Genomic DNA, 23,463 nt, shown 5'->3' with positions numbered 1-23,463 from the left:
TTCATGATTGTGTACAATCGACGAAGATTTATATCTGAAATGCAGTTTTAAAAATGAATATAGCGTTTCGGTACCTCTTTTCGTGTTCTCTCGCCTTGTTTTGTTTGGCGGCACCGCGAATCCTAGCACAACCTGAGTCTGTTATTAGGCAGGACTCCGAATCCCAGCGGATTCGCGATTTTTCCGGATTTACCTGGAAGATGAAGAAGATGAATCCTGGGCAAGGGGTGAGGGAAGGAATCCACCAGTTGCCCCCGGAGGACATTGAGACGCTGGTGTGGAATCCGGCTCATGTCCCTGGTGATGTCTATACTGATCTTTGGAAAGCCGGGGTGATTGATGATCCCTATTTCGGTCGTAACAGCGCTAAGGCTCAATGGGTGATGTATGACGAATGGTGGTACGCCTATCAGTTCAACATGTCGGAGGATCTCACCGATAAGGTAGTGCGCATCGATTTCGATGGTGTGGACTATGCCTGTGACGTGTGGTTGAACGGGACGTTCCTAGGACGTCACGAAGGCGCGTTTTCACCGTTTTCCTTTGATGTAACGGAAGCTCTTAGGTCTTCAAAGAAGAGTCTCGCAGGCCGGAATATGTTGATCGTCAAACTCGACCCACCGCCTCAGGTGAACGCTCGTGTGGCCGGTAAGAAGACACCTTGGTTTGGTGACTATTGGCGCGACCTGATTCCGTTTGGGATATGGCAACCGGTCAAGATGGTGACGACTGGGCAGTGTCGGATCTTGGAAGTGTACGCGAATCCAAAAATCAATGACGATGGGAGCGCGTCGGTGACGCTCGAAATGGAGCTTGAAAACACGACAAACGCTCCGCGCTCGATGCAGGTGGTGGCCAGTCTGCAGGGAGAGAACTTTGAGTCGGAAAAGGTTTGGAGTGAGTTCGATGTCGAGCTGCAGCCGGGAACGCAGATTATTAAAAAGACGCTTAAGGTAGAAGACGCGAAGCTTTGGTGGCCATGGGATCTAGGAGATCCGAATCTTTACCAGGCAAAGGTGTCGCTCAATGAAGGTGACGCGAATCATGACGTGACCGAAGAGACATTTGGTATCCGTGAAGTCACTATGGCTTGGAATCCTGGGTTTGGACCAGATGAGGTGAGTTTTCCGCGCACGACATTGATCAATGGTAAGACCCATTTTATACGCTCCGCTTGCTGGGGTGGACCGCCGGACATCTTTGTTGGCCGTACCTCCGTGGACGAGTACAGAAAACTGATCCAGATGGCGAAGGATGCGAATATGAACAATATCCGTATCTTCGGATGGCATCCGCCAGAGATTCGCGAGTTCTATGAACTTTGTAATGAAGCTGGCCTTACGGTTTGGCAGGATGTGGTTCCGCTCGGTACGGGGAACTTGCCCAAGGACGAGGCGTTTCTCGATGGGATTATTGAAGAGGCTGTTGCAGTGATCAAGGAGCGTCGCAATCACCCTTGCTTGATCATGATCGAGGGTGGGGAAGAAATGTTCCTCCGTTCAGGCGATGCTATGTTTACCCGTAATTTCCTAGAGAAACTCGGTTCGACGTTGCAAGAGTATGTGGATCTGCCGTACGTGCCAGACTCGCCGCTGACCTGCGCTACAGCTCAAGAAGCTGGTTACAAGCCGAAGGAAGCGGTACACGCCTTGGCCTATTTCTACGGAATGGGACGTTGGCTGATGGAAGATTGGTACTCGAGTCTCGATTTCCCGATCGTGCCCGAGCTGGCGATTACCTCCGTACCGTCTGTCGAGAGTTTGAAGAAGTTTATCCCTGCTCAAGAAATGTGGCCTCCTGGTCTAAGTTGGGGGTACCATTGGGCGGATCTCGATCGTTTGCGTATGCAGAACTGGGATACGTTTGGTGATGAGATGACCGGTTCGCTAGAGGAGTTCGTAAATGCGACTCAGGATTCTCAAGGCACAATTTTCCAGTTGTCCGTGGAGCATTTCCGTCGAGGAAAACCGCGAGTAAGTGGCATCGCTCTTTGTCACTACATCACCTATTGGCCAGATATGAAGTGGGGCATCGTCGACAACTACCAAGAGCCAAAGCGTTCCTACGAATTCGTAAAGCGTAGCTACCAGCCATTGCTCGTTAGTCTGCAGTTCGATAAACGACGCTGGTTCAATGAGGAGTCCTTTGCGGGAGAACTGTGGATCGTGAACGACTTGTATGAGCAATATGAGGACTGCTCGATTGAGGTCCTAGTGAAAAGCGATACGGGGAAGGTGTTATCTAAGGATCTCTTCGACGTAGATTCGATCGCCGAAAACAGTTCAGAGAAAATGCTCGATTTTGCAGGTCCCAAGCTGAAGCGAGTGGAAAAGCGTTTCTATGTTGAAGTGGCTTTAAGGAATCGTTCAGGCGAGATGTTGTCGGAAAATGAATACATGCTTTTGATCGGCGACCAAGAAGCGGCTTCTGCGGAGTACAAGCGTTGGGGGCAGGAAGTAGGCCAAAAGCGTCGCGAGCACGGTTCGGCGAACTATTTGCGCTATTATCCCGATATGATTCGCGAAGACGGCACGGATCTTAAAAGTGATACGGAAACCCCGAGGGCTTCAGGATTTTAGTTCAAGCGAATGAATATGTTTAGATTTCCCACGAAGAGCACTAAGAGTCACGAAGATGGGCTTTTAAAGCGAAGGGCATTAGTGTCCATTCGTGGGGAATACGCACCTACGTTTAGAGGTGGATCGACTTTGGGCTCTTCACTTTGTCAGCCACAGGCCTCGGTACCGAAGGTGATCTGGACGTCTTCGGAGAAGCCGTCCCACCTAGGGAGCTGTAGGGCGGGGCGTCGACCCGCCTTTATCATGACTCATGTCGCCTCGGCGCGGCGACCTACAGTTTCGAATTACAACCAAATCGAATACACACCAACTTATGAGAACACATCTACCAAGAATCATTTCAGCTGCATTGTTTGCGATTATTTCGAGCGCCTGCTCGGCTGAGGAAGATGTGTTTCCACATAAGATGCCGGAGTCGAAACCGGATATCCCATTGAGCTCCGCCATGGAGCGGATGTTCGACTATCCCGCGCCTCGCGTTCACGACAACGAGCTGTTCTCACAGTTCAAATACACGCGTCTAGAGGGATTCGACTACAATGGAGGGAATGGAACGATTACCCGTAGGGATCCATCGCGTCCCATACTCGCGAATGGCAAGTACTACGTTTGGTACACCAAGCGAGACACCGCGGTGAGACCTGTGGGGGCTCGTAATGCAGCTCAGGCGACGGATACGATCCCGTCGACTGACTGGGACCTGTGCGAGATCTGGTATGCCACGAGTGAGGATGGATTTACGTGGAAGGAAGAGGGGGTCGCAGTGTCGCGTCCTGCCAAGCCGAACATAGGTTGGCGATCTGTCGCGACGCCGGACATCCTTGTTTGGAAGGGAAAGTATTACCTCTACTATCAAGCCTTCAACGAGCCGAGTGGAACGAAAGGAGATTGGTGTCCGGTCACCGTATCGTATTCGGATTCTCCGGACGGTCCGTGGACCCCTGTGAACAGGCAAATAATCCCCTTTGGCAAAAAGGGCGAATGGGATCAGGATGCTACGCACGACCCGCAGCCAATCGTCTACAACGGGAAGATTTATCTCTACTACAAGGCAGCCTATAACAAGTGGCCGGACGTAAGAGATAAGTATGCCGTGGCCCATGGGCTTGCGATAGCGGAAGATCCCTTGGGGCCCTTTGAGAAGCATCCGCTCAATCCGGTTTTGAACTCCGGTCACGAGACAACCTACTTTCCGTTTAAGGAGGGGATCGCTGCGCTTGCGATCAAAGACGGTAACGAGCGCGATACGATGCAGTATGCCGAAGATGGAGTTAATTTCGAGTTGGCGGCTTGTTTATCGTTCACTCCTACGGCTGCTGGACCGTTCGCAGCGGACGCGTTCACGGACACTGATTATGGCCGTGGGGTCACCTGGGGGCTTAGCCACTTCATAAATGCTGGTGGACCGAATGGAAGACACTCGATGATCGTTCGCTTTGACTGCGACCTCAGCCTCGATTTAGACGATAAGTCCTTCAAAAATACTGGTGTTTGGCATAAGCCCGAGGTCTATTTCAAGCAGGGACTGAGCAAGGCCCAGCGCGACCGTATTCAGAAAGCGAATCAGGAGCTGACGAAGTAGAAGGTGGCTGAGTCATTTGTAGGTGCGTCGCTTGCGACGCACCGCGATGGATTGATCAAGGCTTTCGTGCTTAATCAATTAAGCCGTCGTTTCTCGGTGAGAATCAGTGACATCTGCCCCTCGCAAAGCTCGCCTTTTTAGGTCAACGTTTAGCCGATTGTGTACAATCTGCTCATTTCGGGCTTTCCTCTGGGCCCGATTTCGCGACAATCCGCGGCATGTTCCCTGATGTGCTCAAAAAGATTCCCCTGACATTTCTCATTATCACCGGCTTGTTCCTCAGTGGCTGCGGTGGCGGTTCGGACGACAGCTCTGCTGATTCCGATACGCTTACGATCGGTTTTATTCAAACCGGCGCGGAGAGCGATTGGCGCAAAGCCCATACCGTTTCGGTAAAGGAGGAAGCGGAGAAACGCGGCTACAACCTCAAGTTTGCGGATGGACAGGGTAAGCCAGAGAATCAGATCAAGGCGTTTAGCTCCTTCGTGGTGCAGCGTGTGGATGCGATCATTCTCGCTCCGATCGTGGAAACGGGTTGGGAAACGGCCCTGCGTAAGGCGAAGGCTGCGGGTATTCCGGTTCTGATCTTAGACCGCACAGTGGATGTCTCGGATGACTCGCTCTTTGCGACTTATGTCGGAGCAGATACCTACCAGGAAGGCATCCAGGCTGCGGAATGGGTCGTCAAGGAAACGGGCGGCAAGGCAAACATCGTGGAGCTGCAGGGGACTCCTGGCTCTTCGCCGGCCATCAATCGTTTGAAGAGTTTCAAGAGCGTGATCGATCAGCATCCAGGTTTGAAGATCATCGACTCTCAGAGCGGTGACTTTCGTCGCGCTAATGGCAAGCAGGTCATGGAGGCGATGCTCAAGAAGCATGGCCCTGAGAACATTGACCTCGTCTACGCCCACAATGACGACATGGCGCTCGGCGCGATCCAAGCGATCGAGGAAGCGGGACTGAAGCCAGCGGTCTATATCAAGTTGATTTCAATCGATGCGGTGCGTGCGGCCTTTGAGGCAATGGTGGATGGCAAGCTGAACTGTGTGGTCGAGTGCAATCCGCTGCAGGGGCCGCTCGCGTTTGATCTTCTCGAAAAGATCCTAGCTGGTGAAACCGTGGCCAAGGACAACCGAGTCAAGGACGAGGTCTTCGAGATGGCTCACGCTGCCGAAGATATTAAGACACGCGCTTACTAGTACTCGGAGGGCAATGTGTCTTCGCTTCGCTCGAGTGTCGTCATTGCATTCCTCGGTACTGTCATTGCCTTTTTTTGGCTGGGACGGCTTCGGCAATGACGGAGCATTGCCCTCCTTTTCTCGAGTATCCACCAGAGACAATCATTTCTTCAATCCATGCCTGATCCTCTCCTTTCCATGCGGGGAATCTCGAAAGCGTTCCCCGGCGTGCAAGCCCTGTCGGAGGCGAATTTAACCCTGTATCGAGGTGAGGTTCATGCGTTGATGGGCGAGAATGGCGCGGGCAAATCGACCTTGATCAAGACGCTGACGGGGGTGCACCAGCGTGACGCTGGAGAGGTGCTGTTCGAGGGTAAACCGATCAAGCCTGCTGCCCCGCTTGAGGCAGAAGGCTTGGGCATTAGTACTGTTTTTCAGGAGGTTAACCTGATTCCGCACCTCTCCGTGGCTGAGAATATCTCGCTCGGCCGCCAGCGTTCCCGTTTCGGTTTCATGCAGTGGAAGGAGATTCGCGAGCGGGCGGAACGGGCTTTGAAGCGATTCGATGTCGAGATCGACGTGACGCAAGAAGTCTGCAGCTACTCGGTGGCGATCCAGCAAATGGTGGCGATCGCTCGTGCGGTAGATATCGACGCAAAGCTTCTGGTGCTCGATGAGCCGACCTCCAGCCTGGATGAGAATGAGGTGGAAGAGCTTTTCGCTGTGATGCGTAAGCTCTGTGCTCAAGGAATGGGGATCGTATTCATAACCCACTTTCTGGATCAGGTGTACTCGATTACGGATCGGATAACCGTGTTGCGGAACGGGCAATCCATTGGCGAGTACGAAACCGCTAAGCTTCCTCGGATAGAGCTGATTTCCCATATGTTGGGCAAGCCGGTCGATCAGCTCGCGGATACAGGCTCGGATGGGCTCAGCCGTAGTGAAGCTGCCAGCCAAGGAGAGGCTTGGCTGGAAGCCAAAGACCTGAGCAAGGAAGGCGTTATGTCATCCTTCGACTTTGAAATCCGAAAAGGAGAAGCTGCCGGGCTAGCTGGCTTGCTTGGTTCGGGCCGTACTGAAACGGCGAAGCTGCTTTTTGGTATCCTGAAGTCAGATACAGGCGAGACCAGCATGGCGGGCAACAGCGTCGGGAACCCGAAGAGCCCACGTCAAGCGATTGCCCGGAAAATTGGATTTTGCTCGGAGGACCGGAAGCGGGAGGGGATTATCCCCAACTTGTCGGTGCGTGAGAATATCGTTCTGGCTCTGCAAGCTCGTAAGGGATTCATAAATACGATTTCGCGTCAGGAGCAGAACCGGATTGCGGACAAGTTCATCAAGCGTCTGCGTATCAAGACACCGTCTCGTGAAACGCCGATTCGAACGCTATCCGGTGGAAACCAGCAAAAGGCTTTGTTGGCCCGTTGGCTGGCGACGGATCCAGATCTGATCATTCTCGACGAGCCGACCCGTGGTATCGACATCGGGGCTCGAGATGAGATCGAGGAGCTGATTCGCGAGCTACAGAAAGAAGGCATGGCTGTGCTTTTAATTTCCTCTGAACTGGAGGAGATCGAACGCTTGTGCGAGCGGGTTTGGGTGCTTCGTGATCGACAGTTTGTGGGTGAATTGAGCGATGAAGAAATCAGTGAGAAAGCGATCATGAGTTTGATTGCCCATTCTGACGAAATGGAGGGTTCGGATGAAGCAGAGTCTTAAATCAAGCTCATCACTTATCTGGCCTCTGGCGGGGCTAGGGCTGTTGCTTTTGTTCAACGCGGTTTTCAATCCGTCGTTCTTCAGCATCTCCATCGTCGATGGGAATCTTTATGGGAACCTGATCGATATTTTCCGGAACGGTTCAATCACCATGATCTTGGCGCTAGGCATGTGCTTGGTGATCGCGACTGGGGGAGTGGATCTTTCGGTTGGGACAATCATGGCGATCACAGGCGCCGTGGTGGCTATCATTTACCAGAGCGATCCCGACACGTCGCTCTTTGTCGCATTGTTGGTCGCTCTTGGTGTGGCTGGGGTAGCAGGCGCTCTCAATGGCGCTTTGGTTGCCTACGCGCGGATACAGCCCATCATTGCTACTTTGATCCTGATGGTGACGGGGCGAGGTATTGCTAGCTTCATTACAGGGGAGAAGCAGATCGCCGTGGAAAACGATGCGTTTGGTTACCTGGGAACGGGCCATTTGATCGCGTTGCCGTTTTCCATGGTGCTGGTGTTTCTGCTCTATGGCCTAATGGTCCTAGGAGTCCGAAAAACGCCGGTGGCTCTGTTTATCGAGGCGACCGGTGATAACGAGGACGCAGCCCACTTCAGCGGGGTGAATTCGAAGATGATTAAACTGCTCGTGTACTTGGTTTGCGGATTGTTCGCAGGACTCGCGGGTTTGGTTGAGACTTCGAACATTGCCAACTCGGATCCAAGCCAACTTGGCATCTACCGTGAGCTCGATGCGATTTTTGCAGTTGTCGTCGGGGGAACCGCTCTCTCAGGGGGACGCTTTTCGCTGATTGGAGCAATCATCGGAGCGCTGTTGCTGCAAACGCTCACAACGACTTTGTATTCATATGGTGTGGACTCGGCTTTGTCGCCGATTCCAAAGGCGGTGCTAATCGTGACCGTCTGCCTGTTGCGCTCGGATCGGTTCCGGAAGCAATTCACAAGTCTCTACGCTCGGAAAAATGTCGCTTAAGATTTCCAGGAAGTATGTGCCTTTGACGGCAACGTTTGTTGTATTCGTCGTGTTGTTCGGGATCGCCTCGTTGCGTTACGAAGGCTTCGCATCGGCGGCTGTTGTAGTGGAGTTGTTCTCTGAGAACGCATTTTTGGGAATCTGCGCTCTTGGCATGACGCTGGTGATTCTATCTGGAGGCATCGATCTTTCGGTAGGATCGGTCGTCGGTTTCACAAGTACGTTTGTGGCAACGATGATCATGGAGTACGCGTGGCACCCGATTAATGCCTGGGCAGTGGCCTTAGTGCTGGGGACAGTCTTTGGAGCCGGCATGGGCTGCTTGATCCACTTCTACAAATTGCCGGCGTTTTTGGTTACGCTCGGTGGACTGTTTTTTGCCCGAGGAATGGCGTATGCCGTGAATCGCGAATCCTTGGGTATCAATCACGATTTGTACAATGGTCTAGCTTCGGCGAACATCCCTCTTGGTGGGGGCTTATCGCTTTCCCTGACTGCCTCTCTCTTTATCGCTTTCTTCGTGCTAACCTTCTATATCGGCCGTTATACGAAGTTTGGTCGAAATGTGTATGCGATTGGTGGAGACGAAGATTCGGCACTCTTAATGGGCTTGCCCGTCGGGCGGACGAAAATTGGCGTATACGCGTTTAGTGGATTCTGTTCTGCGGCGGCGGGTATTGTGATGACCCTCTATACCTGGTCAGGAAACCCGCTCAACGGAGTCGCTCTTGAGTTGGATGCGATTGCGGTGGTGGTTGTCGGGGGAACCTTGTTGACTGGGGGTGTGGGGTTTGTGGCCGGTACGCTTCTTGGTGTTTTGATCTACGGAACGATTCAGCAAGCGATTTACTTCGACGGCAACCTAAGCTCCTCGCTGACAAGCGTGGCGATCGGAGTGCTATTGCTGATCTTCATTCTCCTCCAGAAGGCTATTGTGTCGAAGGGCGAGGAGGCATAAGTTTCCTTTTCCGGGTTGGCGCAAAAGGTGGGACGAGCGCTCCGCGCACGTCCATATTGTTGGATGGTCATCAGACCGATGCGGTGCGTCGCGAGCGACGACCCTACCTTGATTTGTCCATTTTACTTCTTCTTGCGGACGAGTATGATCCAGTCTTGATCGATCACCTCGGGTGCGTGACCGAGGTTCTTTATTCCCGGGCCTTCTACTTCTTCAACACTGCCCGCTTGTAGCTCACCACCAGTGATCGGATTGTACCATGCGACCGAATACACTTGTTCTGATGATCCAAGATCGAGGTCGGTCATCGTAGAGTCGGGAGTGTAGATCGTGTAGATCTCTCCTTCTTTGGCGAAGCAATAGTCGTCCGTGCGGAGGGTGAGATCATTGCTGGGTGTCATCTCCCAGTAAGGTAGATAGTTTTCGAAGAAAGTAGTCGCGTGGCGCGTTTGGTCCCAAAGCGTGTCTCGTGAGCGCCAGTCCTCGAGCGTGAGGTCATTGTGTTCGTAGTGAGCCCCGAAGTACCACTCGACGCCAGCGCTCCCGGCGAGCAGCGCTCCCCAGAGGGCGTAGTGACGCAGTGTGTCGTGCCTTGGGTCAACGGAATCGGGTAGGGCGCCACGGTACCACTTTCCTTGTTCATCGAAAGTTATGAGCCACTTCTTGCCGGCTTCACGTGACTTGTTTTGCCACTTGATCACTTCGCCATGTGTTTGCTCGCGACGGTCGATTTGAAAGGATAAGCCATCGAGTGGCTGATGTCCGAGAAGGGCGGGGAGCAAGTGGTCTTTATCCGCAATCGTGGAGTGAGTGTGAATTATAATCGGGTGGTTGTAGGGATCGCTGGCGTCAAGGTAGGTCGCCATTGCCTTTTGTTGTTCGGAGCTTTGTCCGACAGGGGACCAATGTACTGGCCCGTTCTCTTCACCAAGGTTCCAAACGAGGGCGAGGTGATGTCCGAAGCGAGCGATCAGTTCGCGGTAGTAGAGTTTACGGTGGAGCCCTGTGTTCCCCTCGTCGAGTAGGGTTTCGTTTTCGGTTTCTTGAGTGACTACATGCAGGAGGAGTCCCTTCGCTTGCATGTGTTGGAAGAGAATCTCCCATTGGTCGAGTTTTGAGCAGTCGAAGCGTTCGCGTTCTTCGTAGTCGGTGTAGGGCCACACGTCCTTTCCGTCTCCAAGTATATTGAGTGTGAGGAAATAGAACGAGTTCATGCCTTTGCCTGCGAGGTAGTTCATGCCGCCTATGATGCCTTTGCCTTTCCCTCCTTGCCAGGTCGGGTCGCCCGCCTTCCAGTCCTGTATATGAGGTTCGAATACGTGAAGTTCTTCGGTGGTAGCTGCTTCACCTTTTCGTGCCTCAGCGGCTTGGCGGAAGGTGCCATCGAATCCGACGTAGCCGAGCAGGTTTTCTGGGCTGCCCGCTCCGCCTTTTATCCAGTGCTTTCCGGAGCCTTTGAATTGGAAGTATCCATCATTTGAGACGATCCTGCCGTGTGCTCGAAAGTCGCGTCCGCTTTTGTCTGAGGGGATAACAGTGAAGCTGCCCTTGGAATTTTTGAGGTCGATGTTTGTTCCGGCCGAAGGGGAGTCATCTATCGCAATGTATTCTCCTTTTCGAAGGGAGGCGGTGTAACTCCACTTGCCAGTGTGTTCCGGTGTGAATCGCACTTTCCAGACGTTTCCCGAGTCAGCACTGGATTCAGCGGCGTTTCCATCTGCAGCGTAGAAACCTCGTACGGTTGTCTCGGACTTCTGGTGGGTGAAGGTGACGAGCAGTCTGTATTCGGTGAATGGATTCACCTCATCCGTCTCCGATGACTGAGGACCATCGAAGGATAGCTCGAGTGTGTGCCATTGCTGAACGGTTTCCGCTTGGGCATAGGTCAGAGAGAGTACACTGACCAAAGCAAATGCGAAGAGAGGTGCGGAGAGTCTTTTGAGCATAGTTGTCGGGGCTGAAAAGGGGATGCTGAAATTTTGGAGGTGCGTCTTATTTGACCTTGAGGCGTTCCATGGTGGTGAGCTCTGGATTTCCTCCGCGGTTCCCACATCCAGAGCAGGTGTAGAGATGGTCGCCAAACAGAAACATTCCAGTGCCGTGGCGCCCTTGGATGAGGTCAGGTAGAGAGGACCAAGTGTCGGTCTGCGTGTTGTAAGCTTCGACCTCAGCGTGTGCTTCGACCTGCGATGCGCTTTCTCCCCCTGCTACAATAATGTCTGGGTGGAGTGCCAAGGTGAAGGATCCAGCACGCGGGGTAGGTAGTGGTTTATCGAGTACGGACCAAGTCTTGGATTGGAAGTCGTAAACATCGACTTCTGGAATAACGTGTAGGAAGCCCTCGTTCGGAGCTGTCGAAGAGAGGCGCCCGCCGGCTGAGTACAATTTCCCGTCCAGAAAAGCGGCTTGGAAGTGATCGCGCTTGTGAGGAGCGTTGGGTAGAGAGCTCCACGTTCCTGTGGATGGATCGTATTCATCGAACCAGTCTACGTGACCATCTATATGGCCGTTGATGATTCCGCCCGCGATATAGATCTTATCGCCAATGTGTACGACACCCGCTGCCGCTCGTCTTCTGTCAGCTGGGATCTCGTGGCTCCACTCCCAACTGTCGGTAGCTGGAACGTAAGCGAGGACCTTATCTAAGGGCGTTTCCTTGGGCCATTTGCCGGTGAATGCGCAGATTAGAAGTATCCGGTCCTCCCATACTACGGGTTGGAAATGGTGAACTTCGACCGGGGGAGGCGTTCCTTGTTTCCAGCTATTGTCCTCAGGGGAATAAATGCTAACAGGGCGTATTCCGCGTCCGCCGAGCAGATAGAATTTCCCTTCGAACTCGATAAAGGCGGCTTCGTGTCTAGCGACGGGTTCGCCTTCGCTTTGGACTGATTCCCAATTAGCCTCGAGAGTATGAGTTGCTAGGAAGAGCGAGAGGAGACAGGTGAAATATTTCATGATTGGTCGGGTCAGGGAGGCGGTCGGTGCAAATTGAGTTTGGAAAGATTGTAATGGGAAAGTGAGGACACTTAGGTCGCCGAGACTGGTTCCTCGAGAGCCTCAGCCTCCTCTTGTTCGAGTCGTTTGCTTAGTTCGATGCGCCCGCGGGATAAGTGCTTGCGCATTAACTGCTCTGCTTTGTCTGCGTCCTGATCGCTCATGGCTTCGATCAGTTCGAGATGATCTGCTAGAGTAACTTCCGGCGGAACATGTAAGCCCATTTGGTAGGCGATGATTGGAATGTTCTGCACGACACGATAACGTTTGAGAACCGAGCCTGAACCGATTTCCAGCACCTTGCGGTGGAAGCTCTGGTCCGCTTTTTCGTAGGCGGTACAGTCGATCTCGGTTTGATCAATGAAGGGTGTGAAAAGAGCACGAAGTTGATTCGTTTGCCGACTGTCCATTCGTGCTGCGGCCCGTTTGGCCGCGAGTCCTTCCAGGACTTCCCGTAGCTCGAAAATCTCGATCAACTCTTGTAGATCGTATTTCTTCACGAAAACGCCGCGGCGTGGGATGAACTCCACTAGCGACTCGTGTTCAAGCATTTGCAGAGCTTTGAGAAGTGGAGTGCGACTTACGCCGAGCCGTTTTGAGACTTCTTCTTGGCGGATTTGCTCACCCGGCTTCAGCTCCTTTTTGTAGATGAGAGCCTTCAGCATATCGTAGACGAGCTGCCCTAGATCCTGTTGTTCGATTCGCTTCACAATATGGAAACAATCGATTGTATTCAATTTTGAGAAGGCAAAGGAATTCGTGGGCGACGGCTGTGCTTACAGAAGAGTGGGGAGTGTTTGGCTGGCTGGTAGTGGGTGTTTGGAAGCGGGGGAATGGAGTACAGATTACACTGAGTTCAGGGAATGGTGATTGTTTGTAGGGTAGTCGCTTGCGACGTACCGCAATGGTATGTGGTTGAAACAGTACGCTTTCGCTTAAAGCGAATTAGCCTTCGGTGATCGCTTGGAGGTGGGCTCGTAGAGATTCCGTATCGAGCTAAGCGATTTGGACGGGCGCGGAGCGCTCGTCCCACCTTGGGTGCGGTGATGGCAATGACGGAGCATTGCCCTCCTAGTGAGGTGTTCCTCCTGTAATCCACTGAGGGGATCGAGAAGGTGCTTACCTCAGTTGGAATCATGGAATGTAAAATAACTCATTAAGTGATTCGCAGTACTGTTTTTCCCCTTTGTTCTGGGCGTTTTCTTGTTAGCGATGATAATGCGTCCCACCGTATCGAGTTTATGCATACTTTTTTTACTTTTCAGATTTCCTACTGTTTGGGGTAGTTCTGAGTTGGAGTTGAAGGAGGCCAACGTGCAGTGGCTTGAGCTCTATGAGCAGATCGATGAGGCTAGGAGTTTGAGCCTTAGGTCGGCAACCGATCGAATCCGAAAACTTCAGCAGGAGACCGAGGCGAGTTCGATTAATTATCTTCGCTTACTGCGTGAGGAAGCATTGGTCGCGATCGATTGGCAGGGAGATCAAGCGTTTTTAAAGCTGGTCGAGAACCTGTCGGATAAGGCTGGGAGTATTGCTGAGAGCTCGATCAAAAAGGCCTTGATCTTGGATCTCAGCGCTTGGTTGAACTATCTTGATTACGAGTCAGGCGATTATGAAACAGCCTTAAGATGCGCGAGTGAAGCAGTCGATCTTGTGAAGGAGTTTGGGACTGAGCGCGAGATCGTCAGTGTGATGATGAATTATGCCTTCGTATCATCGCTACAGGACCAAGATGTCGAAGCTCGGCTGTTGGAAGGAGCGAAAGCCCTGGCGCAATCCTGGGGAAACGAGGCCTTGGTGCATGAGACGAATATTCAGCTATCCTATTTAGGGTCTGATGATCCGACTGTGCAAAAGCAGCGTATCGAAAATCTTCTGCAGTCGAGTCAGTATTTCCGAGAGAAGGGAAATAACTACATGTTGGTCAATGCAGACTTTGCGGTGTTGTACAACTCAGGCTCGAATGATCCGGAGAGTCTCCTCTCTCGGATTGATGAGCAGATCGCTTCGGCGGAGGCCTTGGAGTTCAATGTATTGCTGCTAAACCTTTATCGTAAAAAGGCTCACGCTCACGAGCGGAAGGCGGAGTTCGAAACCGCAGTCTCTGTTTGCCAGAAAGCGATCGAAAAAGCGGTTCAGCTTGAAAGCCCTGAGCTAGCAATGTGGGTGAAAGCAGATATGGGGTGGTTCCTCGTGCAGGAGAATAGGCCAGAGAAGTACGGATTGACCGAGCTTCTCCTCTTGGAAACCTTAGAAGAAGCAAAAGGGTTTGGAGATGAATTCAACATCGCTTACCTGAGCTTGTCGCTAGCTGAAACGTATGTGCGGATGGAGGCCTTCGAGAAAGCGGAGGAGCATATCAAATTCCCGCTAGAATGGTTTGGAGAGCAGGGGGGCGGGAAATTGCGCAGAGCACGTTTTCTGCAGTCGAAAATTGAATATGGATTAGGACGCATTGAGGACGCGTATTCAATGATCGAGGACTTGTATGTAGAGACTCGAGATAAATGGAGCGAAGAGTACCAGGCAGAGCTTCTTAAGCAGTCTCAGAAACTCAATACGGCTGCTTTGGACAACAAAATGAAGTTGCTTGAGATAAAGAGCGAGCTCGACGAGTCGCGCTTAAGTGAACAAACGCTTTTGATCGAGGCTCAGCTGTTGAGAGCGGACACCCAACAGAGTCGAATCCTTGTGCTAACTCTGGTGATTGGGATTGCTGCTGTATCCATAACTGCACTCGCGTATTTCTTCATTCGACGGAATCAAGTGAACCGGCAGCTAAGAGGTTTAGCCAGCGAACTTGAGCGTGAAAAGCATGCGTTAGAGCTCGAGCACGAGCGCTATGTGCAGGCGAACTCTGAGTTGAGCGAAGCGAATGCTCACCTCAAGGAAATTGATGAAGAGCGAAAGACCATTCTCGGCATCGCCGCTCATGACATGAAAAATCCCTTGGGTGCGATTGAATCGAGCTTGGAGCTGCTGAAGATGGATCTAGAGGGAGATGAACCTCTCGATAAGGAGTCTCTCGCGGAACTTGTAGAATTGAGCGAAGAGGGAACGGTGATCCTGCGTCGCTTAATCGAAAACATCATGAATGCGCGGCGAACAGAGAAGCATTCAGAGCGGATGTCGTTACGTTGGGTTGATCCGCTGGAAGTAGTTGAACAGACAATACAGCTAAACTCTCAGAATGCGGATTCGAAAGGGATCAGTGTTCATTTAGAAAAAGCGGACCGGTTCGAATGGCACTGCGATGTGCACTCGTTACGCGAGGTTTTGGATAACCTGATAAGCAACTCGATCAAATACTCGTTCCCCGACGCGCAGGTGCGCGTTAGAATGAAGTGGGAAGACGAGTCAGGTCTGATCGAGATTCACGATGGCGGACCGGGGTTGCAAGAATCCGACTACGAGAAACTGTTTCAGGCCTTCGCAAAACTATCGGCTCGACCGACCGGAGGGGAGGTATCCACGGGGCTCGGCTTGTCTTCGGTCAAGCATTTGACGGATGCGATGAACGGAGAGGTAAAAGCGGAAAACCACCCCGAAGGCGGGGCGGTCTTCTCGCTAGTGATGAAAAGCCGGTTGCTGGAGCAGGCTGGTTAGGCTTTGGTGCGGTTGTGCGAGTGTTTTGTTGATTGTAGGGGCGTCGCTTGCGACGCACCGCGATAGTCTGATTAGGCAATGCGGCGTGGTGGCGAGCACCAGCCCTACAATAGACCTTAGTTTCCTGTTAACTTCTGATTGGTTTCTTGGATACGTTTCTTCTGTTCCTTGCTGAGACCCCAGCGGTAGTAATCTTCGGGTTTCCAGAGGTAGTTGTGGTATTTCAGACTTGGATCGTGGAGATCGAGGCTTAGGTCGCAATCGAAGCGGGCAATCTCTGAGTGGAACTTGCCAGTTGGTCCTCGGACGTTACGGAAGTGGCAGACGCCCCAGGTGATGCCGCGGCCGTTTTTGCTGTCAGTGAAGGCGTCTGGAATGTATCCGTTTGGACCTATCGGCATCATCTCGGTGATGGCCTTGATCTCGAAGTTTACCCAATCTTCGGCGTATTGGATGGTGAAGTGTTCAGGTCCGTCGCGGATGACAAGTGAGGCGAGGCCTTCCTTGAAGGGGAAGAAGCAAATCTCGTGTCCGGAGTTCTGGATGGGATTGAGCTCATGTTTCTCGAAAGGACCGAGTGGATCAGATGCCGTGGCGAGTCCGATGCCGCTCCAAACAGTGCCAGGACGATTGAAGGCGGCCTTATAGTAGAGGTAGACCTTTCCGTCTTTATCAAGCGGGGTGGGGTCTTGTACTGCGAACTGATCCCATTCGCCTTTCGCTCCAGTAGGTACAGCTAGCTTCTCGGCGTGGGTCCAAGGGCCATCAGGTGAGTCAGCGTAGGCGACTCCGATGCTGCAGTAGTCGCCGCGTAGACCGCTCGGTTCATCGAAGGTCTGATAATAGAGGTAGAACTTGCCCTTCCACTTAAGGATGTCCGGAGTGGCGATGGCTCTCCAGCCAGGAGTTGGTTTGGCAGGGCGTGGAACGGCAAGACCTTGTTCCTCCCAGGTGAATCCATCCTTACTGGTGGCGTAGAAGATGTCGGCTAGGTCCCAGTCGGTGGCAGGGATGGTGTCGGTGGCTTGGGCGGCTCTGCTCGCTCCGATCGGCGGCACAGGAGTGTCACGTTTGGTGTACCACATGTAGTACTTCCCGTTTTCGAGAATGACTTTGGACGGGTCACGCCGTGAGACCGTGCCATCGCCGCCCGCGTAGTCGAGTCCCTCGATTTTCGTGTATCTAAACTGAGAATACAGTTCGTTCTCGGCGTTGAGCGGAGTCGGAAACTGATTGAGTGCTCTGTCAGTTGCCGCGCTAAGCGGGCGCTGCTTACTGTATTCGGTTAATTGGTAGGGAAAGGTCTTTGTCTTTGGTTTTGGGGTTTTGAGGGGAACGATTACCGCGAAGGAGTCCTCTTCACCCTTTGGCAAGACCGCGATTATCAAGGCTTTCGGGAGTCCGTTCTCCATGTAGAACTTCGGCATATCCGCCGTTCTGTGGGTCTTGGTCGAAGTCCCATCAGTCCACTTTATCTCGCCTGCTTTGATCGCTAGGAAGTTGTCTGAAGGTTTCCACTCGAGACCCATGTCGGTTGACTCGAAGAGCATAGTGGAGCCGTCCGGATAGTCGCTCCACGCTCCGCGCGAGTCTTTGGCGATGCAGTAGTAGTTTCCGTTGAAGACCCACTCGACATGATCGTCGATTGCGAAACTGGCGGTTGGGTGCGTGATAAAGGGGATGTTCGTATCGACGAAGGGACCTTCTGGGGAGCGAGAAACTGCAGTGACATGAATGACGCGTCCGCCCTTCATAGAGTCATCGTCCTCAACGTACTTGTAGGCCATGAGGAACTTCCCGTCGGTGCGGCGGGATACGGTAGGGGTGGAGACCATACGTCTGCCTGGTTTGATGTCGATGAACGGCTCGTCGAGGCGCTTCCATTCACCATTTAGGTCATCCGTAACCGCAAGACCGATACGCTGATTATTGCGGTTCACCCACCACTCTTCGTGCTTAATCGATGGCATGTGATCGTCTGGAGTCTTGTCCCAATGACCGCTGCCGCGGTTGCCCATGTGGTATAGATAGTACTTTCCATTGTACTCCATGACGTGGGGTTGTGAGTGCAGTCGCCGTCCCAGAAGTCCTTGCCGCGAGCGGGAAGTACTAAATTCTTGAACACGTATGGACCTGTAAGCTTGTCGGATACAGCGTGTGCTATTTCGGAGTGGGTTACCCAACCGTGGTGCCCGCGACCCTTTGGCCAGCGAGAATAGATTGCGTGGTACTTCCCGTCCTTGCCCTTTAGGATGTTAGTTCCCCAAACGTTATAGTCTTCCTCCTCGATGATGTTCGCCTTGTCGAAGTGCTCAGGAAGAATCTCTTGGAAATTGAAGTCTTGGGCGACAGACGGACTGATTGAGAACCAGAGAGTCGCAGCCAATAGCGAGAGAGATTTGATAGTCATAGTTAGAGTAGCAGATTGGGGTTTCTAATCCGATGCATAGGTTTGCATGCAAAACACAATTTTACCAATGAAGGCTTGGTCAACCGTTGAGCAGTCGTGGCGTTGTGGGGGGCGGGAAGTGATGGTTGAAGCGTCAATGTACTGTTTTAGGGCTGATCAGGGTGTTCGTTTCGCGAGTACTGTTCAGACTGGACCTTAACATGATGAATACCCCCAAAATTGTAGTTTTGCTATCCTTCGCGGCGGCTCTTGTGAGCAGTTTGTCCGCTGTCGACGCGCGTCCGAATATTCTCTGGATATTCACGGATGACCACTCCTATCAGACGATAGGAGCGTATGGCGGGAGGCTGAAAGACATCACACCGACGCCGAATCTGGATCGGCTGGCTGCGGAGGGAATGCGCTTTGACCGTTGTTACGTAGAAAACTCGATTTGTGCCCCGAGTCGGGCTGCTTTGTTGACTGGAAAGCTGAGCCACAAGCACGGGAAGATAGACAACAAAGTGCCGTTTAACCACGATCAGCAGCAATTCCAGAAGGTCCTGCAAACGGTAGGTTACCAAACCGCCATGGTTGGCAAAATCCATTTGAACGGGAAGATGCAGGGGTTCGATTATTGGGAAGTTCTCAAAGGGCAGGGGCAGTACGAGAACCCGACGTTCTTCAGTGACGAGGGGGCCAAGAGTTACGAAGGTTACACTACGGATATCATCACGGATCAGGCTTTGAAGTGGCTCGATGGGAAGCGTGATACGAGCAAGCCTTTCATGTTGATGGTCCATCATAAGGCTCCGCATCGGGCTTGGATTCCGAAACGGGAGCATATCGATATGTTTGAGGATGTCACGATCCCTGAGCCGGACACGCTTTTCGATGACTATTCAACACGAGGGGTTGCTGCCCACGAACAGGACTTGAGCATCGACAAGAGTATGAACCTGCATCGTGACCTAAAGCTGAACTGGGAACTGTTCGCTACAGGAAAAAATCCGAGCGAGCACCATCGTCGTATTCAAAAGAGTCTAGATGATCGCTTCGACAAGCGACGCGAAGAATTCAAGCGATTGAATCCGCAAGGCAAGGATCTGGTCCGCCACAAGTATCAGACTTACCTGAAGGATTATCTTCGTTGTATCCACTCCGTGGATGAGAATATTGGGCGTCTGCTCGACTACCTTGAAGAGTCAGGCCTCGCTGAAAATACGATCGTGATGTATGCGTCGGACCAGGGATTCTACATGGGGGAACACGGCTGGTTTGATAAGCGTTTCATGTACGAGGAGAGTTTTCGTACGCCGTTCATCGTGAAGTGGCCGGGTACGGTTAAGGCTGGCTCAGTCAATAAGGACTTGGTACAGAACATCGACTTTGCAGAGACGTTTCTCGATATCGCAGGAGCGGAAATTCCAGCAGATATGCAGGGGCGTAGCGTGGTTCCGCTGCTGAAGGGGAAGACGCCGAAGGATTGGCGAGAGTCCCTCTACTATCATTACTACGAGTATCCAGGTGCCCATAGCGTGCGTCGTCATGAGGGGGTCGCGGGGAAACGTTTTAAGTTGATACGATTCTATGGTCCAGATGTGCCCAACGGTGAGGAGTGGGAACTCTACGATTTGAAGAACGATCCATCGGAACTTAACAATTTGTACGAGAACCCCGAATACACGAAACGCATTAAAAAGATGAAGGCTGAGCTCGATCGCCTTAAAGTGCAGTACGATGTGAAGGATGCCTAATTTACTTTGTAGGGCAGGGCGTTGACCTGCCTTCAAGAAGCCGGCCCTAGTCGCCTTGGCGGGGCGACCTGCAATTTCTCGATTACCTTTATGAACCTACCCCTAAAATCCGTCGGCATCGCTTGTGCCGCACTTCTAATGACTGCGTGTAGCACCCAAGATAAAGTGGACGAACCCTTTTCGCTGGATTTGGGCAAGCCTCCGTTGACTGCGAAATTCGAAAGCGAGGAGAAGAGCATATGGGGCGGTTCCCTCGTGAAGGGAAAGGATGGTCTGTACCACATGTTCTATTCTCGCTGGGATAAGGCCTTGGGCTGGGCTTGGGTGACGCATTCCGAGATTGCCCATGCGGTTTCGAAAAGTCCGTTTGGACCCTTTGAGCACAAGGATGTGGCGCTGCCGATTCGAGGAGCCGAGTATTGGGATGGCCTGTGTACTCACAATCCGACTGTGCACGAGTTCGATGGAAAGTACTACCTTTACTACATGGGCAATACGGGAGACGGGAAGGTCGTGGGGGAGCCCGGAAATGTGAAGCTCAACTGGACCCACCGAAACAACCAGAGAATCGGAGTCGCCGTTGCGGACAGCCCAAATGGCCCATGGACGCGCTCTGATGTGCCGCTAATTGATGTGAGCGAAGGAGACGATTCGCTTGATGCCTTGATGGTTAGTAATCCCTCGGTCACCAAGCGTCCTGACGGTGGGTACCTGATGGTTTACAAGGCGGTCGGCAAGAAGATCAAGCGCATCTCCGGCGGGCCTGTAGTGCATTGTGTTGCTACATCCGATAGTCCGACTGGTCCCTTCGTGAAATACGACAAGCCCGTGTTTGAAGCGAAGGGGCATGAGTTCCCGGCGGAGGATCCCTTTATTTGGTATCAAGACGGCAAGTACAGAGCCATCGTGAAGGACATGCATGGCGCGTTTACCGATGCGGGGCAGTCTTTGGTTTTGTTCGATTCGGAGGATGGTTTTGATTGGAATCTAGCGGAGAACCCGCTCGTGTCAGATTTGAAGATCAACTGGGCGGATGGGAATGTACAGAAGGTGAAGCATCTAGAGCGTCCTCAGTTGTATCTGGAGAATGGCAAACCAGTGGCTTTGCTTTGCGCCTCTGATGTCCTTGACGAGAAAGGGGTTCTGCAATCGTTCAACGTGCAGGTCCCGATCGAGTAGGGGGGGTGATGATGATACGGCCTTTGGCCTGCATGATCGCCTGCGGCGAGCAGGATTGGACAGAATCTAGCTGAGCAGAAGTGGCTCTACGATTGATCGTGTTGCGGAGCATCGCTGCTAGCGAAGCTATCATCATCCCTTATTCGATCCGGCAGAAGCCAACGGTCGTTTGGTTTAGTCAAACGAAGTCAACTGTTGACGTATTGGGTGGTTGTCAGCGGGCTTATTCGGAGCCTTAGTTAAGGAGGATCTGATTGAGATCTACCTATTCCAATTTTTACCCCTTCAAATCGTATTCAAAATTTTGATCTAAGGATCCTTGCCGGGTCCTGTAGGGCAACAGGTATGTAGTTCGGCGGGCTGTTCTGGGGAGAGCAGCCCGCACTTCATACACTCGAAGCTTGGTCAAATTTTTACCCCTAGCGCCGAACCTATGAATTCTTCTGCCTTGCAAGGCATTTTGCCCGTTTTACCGACTCCATTCAATGAGAGCGGTGTTGTCGATTACTCCGCGATGGAACGCGTGGCCCAGTTTTGTCTAGAAGCCGGAGCGAATGCTCTGGTGTTCCCAGGAGTCGCGAGCGAGTACGACTTTCTAGAACGCTCCGAACGCGATGAGCTTCTGGAAGTCGTTTGTAGAACTGCCGAGGGAAAAGTCCCGGTGGTTTGCGGCGGTGGTAAGGGAACACCTGAAGTCATTAGCGAGAACATTGGGCGTGCCCAAAGCTTAGGTGCCTCCGCTGCGATGCTGCTGATTCCCGCTCAGTTTTCAGGCGACGTGTCTGGAGCTTTAGACTTTGTTAAGTCCGTGATTAGCGGCACGGATGGGGTTAGTTTCGTCCTGCAAAATGCTCCGACCCCGATCGGTGCGGGGCTCGATGCCAAGGATTTGTTGCGAATCGTAGAAGAGTGTCCAGAAATCAACTACGTTAAGGAGGAAGCCCTTCCTTCTGGTCCTCGGATCACCGAGGTGCTCGCTTCTGCTCCGAATCACCTTACGGGAGTTATTGGGGGCGGCGGTGCTCGCTACCTTATCGATGAAATGAATCGAGGCGCCATCGCTGCGATGCCGGCTGCGGAAATTACGGATCTACATGTGAAAATGTGGAACGCTCATGTGGGAGCGGATATGACCCTTACCCGAAGCCTCTACATGCGCAGCCTACCGCTTCTCGTTATACAGACCATCTACCGGATGCGCTTGACCAAGTATGTGCTAACGGAGCGTGGCGTTTTGAGCAACTCGATCGTGCGGGCTCCCTTACCGGGCTTCGACTCCTACGATAGGGCTGAGATCGCTGTGCAGTTGGAGAGCCTGAGTGATTTGTTCGAAATTTCTCGATTGGAAGAAAGTAAAGTATGAGCCGTGTTGCCAAAATCGAAACCTACACCTTAACACTCCCTCGAGATGGGGAAACTCTGTACCTCGGAGATCAAAAGTCGGGGGAGAGCGAAAATGCTCGTGGGTACTTTGTAAGGAAAGGGAATCGCACCGTTTACCCAACCGTTGACCGGTCGATTTTACTTCGCCTAGAGACGACGGATGGAATTGTTGCTTGGGGTGAAACCTATGGACTCGTAGCTCCGCGTGCCACGATGGCTCTCATCGATGATTTTCTGGCTGACTTTGTTATTGGACGTGATCCTTTTGATGCAGCTGTGATTCACGAAGACTTGTACAACATGATGCGGGTCCGTGGATACAATGGAGGCTTCTATCTTGATGCCCTTGCCGCCATCGATATCGCCCTCTGGGACGCTGCAGGAAAGGTCGCTGGACTCCCTGTTGCGAAGCTCTTGGGAGGTCGGCGTCACGACGAGGTCTCTGGCTATGTATCCGGTTTACCTGGAGCGACCTTGGAGGAGCGTGCTGGGTTGGCTAAGTCGTGGCAGGAAAAGGGATTCAACCGTTTCAAGTTCGCAGCACCACAGGCTGATGAGGATCTCGGGCAGGAGATGGATTCACTCCGGACGACTCTTGGAAAAGATGCGAAAATTGCCTGCGATATGCACTGGACGAATTCTTCGGCTGAAGCCATCGCTAAGATCAAAAGCATGGAACCCTATGGGCTCTGGTTCGCGGAAGCTCCTGTTGATCCAGAGGATGTTAAGGGACTTGCTCGAGTCGCAGCGGGTGTCGGTTGCCCAATCGGTGTTGGTGAGGAGTGGCGTACCGTATACGACGCACAACTACGAATTGATGCTCAAGGAGTGGACATTGTTCAGCCTGAGATGGGGCATACCGGAATCACGCAATTTATGAGAATAGGGCAGGCTGCCCAGAGCCGAAATCTCAAGATCCTCCCTCACGCTACGATTGGATCTGGTGTGTTCTTGGCTGCCAGTTTACAGGCAAGTTCTGCTCTAGAGAATGTGGTCGGTCACGAGTTTCAGCATACTGTCTTGAAACGTAGTTCCAGTTTGGTGACGAATGGTGTTGTTTGCGAAGAAGGAATGTTCCGAATTAGCGATACTCCTGGGATTGGTTTAGAGCCGACGGAGGAAACCATTTCCAAGCTCGAGAAGTAGCT

16 protein-coding genes are annotated in these 23,463 nt (G+C 52.4%); 11 read left to right on the top strand and 5 right to left on the bottom strand.

All coding sequences use genetic code 11. The features are described 5' to 3' along the window. Positions 1-200 precede the first annotated feature (200 nt). The 6 genes from JIN87_RS18905 to yjfF all read left to right on the top strand — a co-directional run bounded on the left by JIN87_RS18905 (position 201) and on the right by yjfF (position 9,007). The gene (locus JIN87_RS18905) at positions 201-2,579 is read left to right on the top strand and encodes a glycoside hydrolase family 2 protein (protein WP_200357174.1); all 2,379 of its coding nucleotides are present in this window, start codon (positions 201-203) and stop codon (positions 2,577-2,579) included. 313 nt (positions 2,580-2,892) lie between these two features. Beyond that, positions 2,893-4,161 carry a glycoside hydrolase family 117 protein gene (locus JIN87_RS18900; protein WP_200357173.1) on the top strand — a complete coding sequence of 423 codons (1,269 nt, stop codon included), beginning with the start codon at positions 2,893-2,895 and terminating at the stop codon, positions 4,159-4,161. 218 nt (positions 4,162-4,379) lie between these two features. Further along, positions 4,380-5,360 carry an ABC transporter substrate-binding protein gene (locus tag JIN87_RS18895; RefSeq protein WP_200357172.1) on the top strand — a complete coding sequence of 327 codons (981 nt, stop codon included), beginning with the start codon at positions 4,380-4,382 and terminating at the stop codon, positions 5,358-5,360. A gap of 156 nt (positions 5,361-5,516) precedes the next feature. Then, on the top strand, positions 5,517-7,061 hold the full coding sequence (locus JIN87_RS18890; RefSeq protein WP_200357171.1) for a sugar ABC transporter ATP-binding protein: 1,545 nt from the start codon (positions 5,517-5,519) through the stop codon (positions 7,059-7,061). Continuing rightward, positions 7,045-8,049, top strand: a complete 1,005-nt coding sequence (locus tag JIN87_RS18885) for an ABC transporter permease (protein WP_200357170.1) — start codon at positions 7,045-7,047, stop codon at positions 8,047-8,049. The genes JIN87_RS18890 and JIN87_RS18885 overlap by 17 nt, the downstream gene beginning before the upstream one ends. Position 8,050: 1 nt before the next feature. After that, positions 8,051-9,007, top strand: a complete 957-nt coding sequence (gene yjfF / locus JIN87_RS18880) for a galactofuranose ABC transporter, permease protein YjfF (RefSeq protein ID WP_345780804.1) — start codon at positions 8,051-8,053, stop codon at positions 9,005-9,007. 122 nt (positions 9,008-9,129) lie between these two features. On the opposite strand, the gene JIN87_RS18875 is transcribed toward yjfF, so the two are convergent. The 3 genes from JIN87_RS18875 to JIN87_RS18865 form a co-directional block, all read right to left on the bottom strand. After that, positions 9,130-10,953, bottom strand: a complete 1,824-nt coding sequence (locus JIN87_RS18875) for a DUF5060 domain-containing protein (protein WP_200357168.1) — start codon at positions 10,951-10,953, stop codon at positions 9,130-9,132. Positions 10,954-10,999: 46 nt separating this feature from the next. Further along, on the bottom strand, positions 11,000-11,962 hold the full coding sequence (locus JIN87_RS18870) for a Kelch repeat-containing protein (protein ID WP_200357167.1): 963 nt from the start codon (positions 11,960-11,962) through the stop codon (positions 11,000-11,002). Positions 11,963-12,033: 71 nt separating this feature from the next. After that, a complete protein-coding gene (locus JIN87_RS18865; protein WP_200357166.1) occupies positions 12,034-12,711 on the bottom strand; it encodes a GntR family transcriptional regulator in 678 nt (225 codons plus the stop codon). A gap of 589 nt (positions 12,712-13,300) precedes the next feature. Here JIN87_RS18865 and JIN87_RS18860 point away from each other — a divergent pair. Next, a complete protein-coding gene (locus JIN87_RS18860; protein ID WP_200357165.1) occupies positions 13,301-15,607 on the top strand; it encodes a sensor histidine kinase in 2,307 nt (768 codons plus the stop codon). A 116-nt stretch (positions 15,608-15,723) separates the two neighbouring features. Here JIN87_RS18860 and JIN87_RS18855 read toward each other — a convergent pair whose 3' ends face one another. Then, positions 15,724-17,658, bottom strand: a complete 1,935-nt coding sequence (locus JIN87_RS18855) for a family 43 glycosylhydrolase (RefSeq protein WP_200357164.1) — start codon at positions 17,656-17,658, stop codon at positions 15,724-15,726. Next, a complete protein-coding gene (locus JIN87_RS18850) occupies positions 17,544-18,017 on the bottom strand; it encodes a glycoside hydrolase family protein (RefSeq protein WP_200357163.1) in 474 nt (157 codons plus the stop codon). Before JIN87_RS18850 ends, JIN87_RS18855 begins: the two co-directional genes overlap by 115 nt. A 203-nt stretch (positions 18,018-18,220) precedes the next feature. Here JIN87_RS18850 and JIN87_RS18845 point away from each other — a divergent pair, with 203 nt between their 5' ends. From JIN87_RS18845 to JIN87_RS18830, 4 genes are all read left to right on the top strand, one after another. After that, positions 18,221-19,753 carry a sulfatase family protein gene (locus JIN87_RS18845; RefSeq protein WP_200357162.1) on the top strand — a complete coding sequence of 511 codons (1,533 nt, stop codon included), beginning with the start codon at positions 18,221-18,223 and terminating at the stop codon, positions 19,751-19,753. 90 nt (positions 19,754-19,843) lie between these two features. After that, a complete protein-coding gene (locus JIN87_RS18840; RefSeq protein ID WP_200357161.1) occupies positions 19,844-20,932 on the top strand; it encodes a glycoside hydrolase family protein in 1,089 nt (362 codons plus the stop codon). A 433-nt stretch (positions 20,933-21,365) separates the two neighbouring features. Beyond that, a complete protein-coding gene (locus JIN87_RS18835; RefSeq protein WP_200357160.1) occupies positions 21,366-22,295 on the top strand; it encodes a dihydrodipicolinate synthase family protein in 930 nt (309 codons plus the stop codon). Further along, positions 22,292-23,461: a mandelate racemase/muconate lactonizing enzyme family protein gene (locus JIN87_RS18830; protein WP_200357159.1), complete on the top strand. Its 1,170-nt coding sequence runs from the start codon at positions 22,292-22,294 to the stop codon at positions 23,459-23,461. Before JIN87_RS18835 ends, JIN87_RS18830 begins: the two co-directional genes overlap by 4 nt. Positions 23,462-23,463: the final 2 nt, after the last annotated feature.

The sequence above is a fragment of the Pelagicoccus mobilis genome (assembly GCF_016595505.1).
Classification (GTDB): domain Bacteria; phylum Verrucomicrobiota; class Verrucomicrobiia; order Opitutales; family Opitutaceae; genus Pelagicoccus; species Pelagicoccus mobilis.
The sequence above is the reverse complement of the archived record's forward strand: the minus strand, read 5'-3'. Positions and strand labels throughout refer to the sequence as shown.

Excerpts from the sequence above, each read along its gene's own strand:
- JIN87_RS18890 (WP_200357171.1), top strand. The coding sequence starts at position 5,517 with ATGCCTGATCCTCTCCTTTCCATGCGGGGAATCTCGAAAGCGTTCCCC.
- JIN87_RS18850 (WP_200357163.1), bottom strand. The coding sequence starts at position 18,017 with ATGACTATCAAATCTCTCTCGCTATTGGCTGCGACTCTCTGGTTCTCA.
- JIN87_RS18840 (WP_200357161.1), top strand. The coding sequence starts at position 19,844 with ATGAACCTACCCCTAAAATCCGTCGGCATCGCTTGTGCCGCACTTCTA.
- JIN87_RS18855 (WP_200357164.1), bottom strand. The coding sequence starts at position 17,658 with ATGGAGTACAATGGAAAGTACTATCTATACCACATGGGCAACCGCGGC.
- JIN87_RS18900 (WP_200357173.1), top strand. The coding sequence starts at position 2,893 with ATGAGAACACATCTACCAAGAATCATTTCAGCTGCATTGTTTGCGATT.
- JIN87_RS18885 (WP_200357170.1), top strand. The coding sequence starts at position 7,045 with ATGAAGCAGAGTCTTAAATCAAGCTCATCACTTATCTGGCCTCTGGCG.
- JIN87_RS18870 (WP_200357167.1), bottom strand. The coding sequence starts at position 11,962 with ATGAAATATTTCACCTGTCTCCTCTCGCTCTTCCTAGCAACTCATACT.
- JIN87_RS18905 (WP_200357174.1), top strand. The coding sequence starts at position 201 with ATGAAGAAGATGAATCCTGGGCAAGGGGTGAGGGAAGGAATCCACCAG.
- JIN87_RS18845 (WP_200357162.1), top strand. The coding sequence starts at position 18,221 with ATGAATACCCCCAAAATTGTAGTTTTGCTATCCTTCGCGGCGGCTCTT.
- JIN87_RS18835 (WP_200357160.1), top strand. The coding sequence starts at position 21,366 with ATGAATTCTTCTGCCTTGCAAGGCATTTTGCCCGTTTTACCGACTCCA.
- JIN87_RS18830 (WP_200357159.1), top strand. The coding sequence starts at position 22,292 with ATGAGCCGTGTTGCCAAAATCGAAACCTACACCTTAACACTCCCTCGA.
- JIN87_RS18875 (WP_200357168.1), bottom strand. The coding sequence starts at position 10,953 with ATGCTCAAAAGACTCTCCGCACCTCTCTTCGCATTTGCTTTGGTCAGT.
- JIN87_RS18895 (WP_200357172.1), top strand. The coding sequence starts at position 4,380 with ATGTTCCCTGATGTGCTCAAAAAGATTCCCCTGACATTTCTCATTATC.